Annotated in this window: 2 protein-coding genes; both read right to left on the bottom strand. The window is 69.7% G+C overall.

Annotated features, from left to right (window positions below; genetic code table 11):
• Positions 1-112: 112 nt before the first annotated feature.
• On the bottom strand, positions 113-946 hold the full coding sequence (locus tag ACZ5ON_RS35980; RefSeq protein ID WP_465601823.1) for a transposase family protein: 834 nt from the start codon (positions 944-946) through the stop codon (positions 113-115).
• A gap of 58 nt (positions 947-1,004) precedes the next feature.
• A complete protein-coding gene (locus tag ACZ5ON_RS35985; RefSeq protein ID WP_465601826.1) occupies positions 1,005-1,481 on the bottom strand; it encodes a hypothetical protein in 477 nt (158 codons plus the stop codon).
• Between the last annotated feature and the right edge of the window lie 185 nt (positions 1,482-1,666).

Below are 1,666 nucleotides of genomic sequence, written 5' to 3' on the forward strand. Positions count from 1 at the left end.
TGGGTCGTTTCCATCCTGAATTCGCAGGTCATGGGCCTGGCGTGAGCTGGTGGTGAGGTACTCGCGCTGGTGGCTGGCGTGATCGTCTTGCGGAGATCGTCCGCCGTTCCAGTCAGCGGCTGATCTCCGCGTTCGTCAGGACGAGCAGGGCCCGCAGCAGCGCGGTGCCGTGCTTGGCGTTCATGCGGACCTTGGTGAGGATCCGCCAGTTCTTCAGGTCCGCGAAGCCGTGCTCGTTCGCCGCCCGCTCGCGGCTGACCAGCCGGTTCGCCTGCTTCTCGGCGTCGGTCAGCGGCCGTCCTCGGGCCGCCTTGCGGCCGGTGACGATCACGGGGTCGTCGGGGTCGTCGTCCAGGCCGACGAACCCGAGGTCGGCCAGGGCACCGAGACCGGCTTCCCGCAGCCTGGTGGTGATCTTGTTATGCCTGGCGGTGGTGATCTCCGAGGACCGCCCTGGTCGTGCCGCCGAGATCCACAGCAAATTGCCCCGCTCGTCCGTCAGAGCGAGGAAGAGCAGGCCGTGCACCTTGTGCTTCCCACTGTAGTTCGGCCGGTTCTCCTCCCCGGTGCGGCGGCGGGTGCGAACGAGGGTGCCGTCGATCAACACCACCTCGCCACCCGATCGGGTGACCTTCTTCAGCGCCCGCTCCAGGCGCGGGGCGCGGGCGGCGAGCAGGGCGATGACCTCCAGCAGCCAGCGGCGCACGGTGGAGGCCGAGACGTCATTGCCGCCGGCCATGTCGGAAAGCCGCTGGTCGTGCCGCAGGACCGCGAGGACGATCAGGGCGATCTTCCCAGGCGGCAGCTTGCGCCACCTGGAGCCGATCCTCTTCAGATGGGCGCGGATCAGGTCGGCGACCATCTCCAGGGTGGCGCTCGACAGCGACAGGCGGCACTGGTAGACAAGGCCGTCAGGGCCCTCGGCGGGGCTGGTCTTCTTTCGCATGGAATCCCCAACTCTCGCCGGGGGCCTGTGCGTTACGCCGAAATCCAGTCGGGACAGGTCATGCGGCGGGAGCGGGCAGGCCGGTGAAACGTCCGGCGGGGGTGCGGTGCAGCCAGCCCCGGTCCGCCAGGCGCCGGAGCTTGTCGCGGACCGGCTCGACCTGCCCAGGTCCGGTTCCCCTGCCGAGCTCGACGCTGACGTCCTTGGCCGGAACCGGCTCCGACACCGCGGTCACGATTCTCATGATCGCCTGGTAGTCCGCGGGCAGTACGCTCGCGTCCATGCCGTCCTCGCGGTGCGGGACCAGCAGCATCCCGCCCGCCCCCGGCGAGGTCGTGACCCGCGCGAACTCCTCGGCCATGGCCGGGTCGTCGGCCTTCCCGGCCCGCCGGGCGTCGGCGAACTGCCCGAACACCACCTCCGCGGCCTCCAGCCGGGCGACTTCGGCGTCGATCTCGGTGAGCTCCTTGCGCAGCCGCTCCGCCCGGTCGGACAACACCACCCGCCGCTGCATCACCCACACCAGCACATCCACCAGCAACCCCTCCCGGCACCTCCCACGGAGCCTACGAGCCGGACACGACCGCCACCGCGATTCCCGCGAACCGGCCACACGACAGACGATCACCTGCTAACGATCACGCCCCCGACCGGCACGAGCACCCCAGCCCCGCCCCACGCCAGCCCCGTGACCTGCAACTTCAGGATGAAAACTTCTCA

It is taken from the genome of Kitasatospora sp. NPDC032150 (genome assembly GCF_055579945.1).

Bases quoted from the DNA above. Each gene is read 5' to 3' on its own strand.
- ACZ5ON_RS35980 (WP_465601823.1), bottom strand. From the start codon at position 946: ATGCGAAAGAAGACCAGCCCCGCCGAGGGCCCTGACGGCCTTGTCTAC.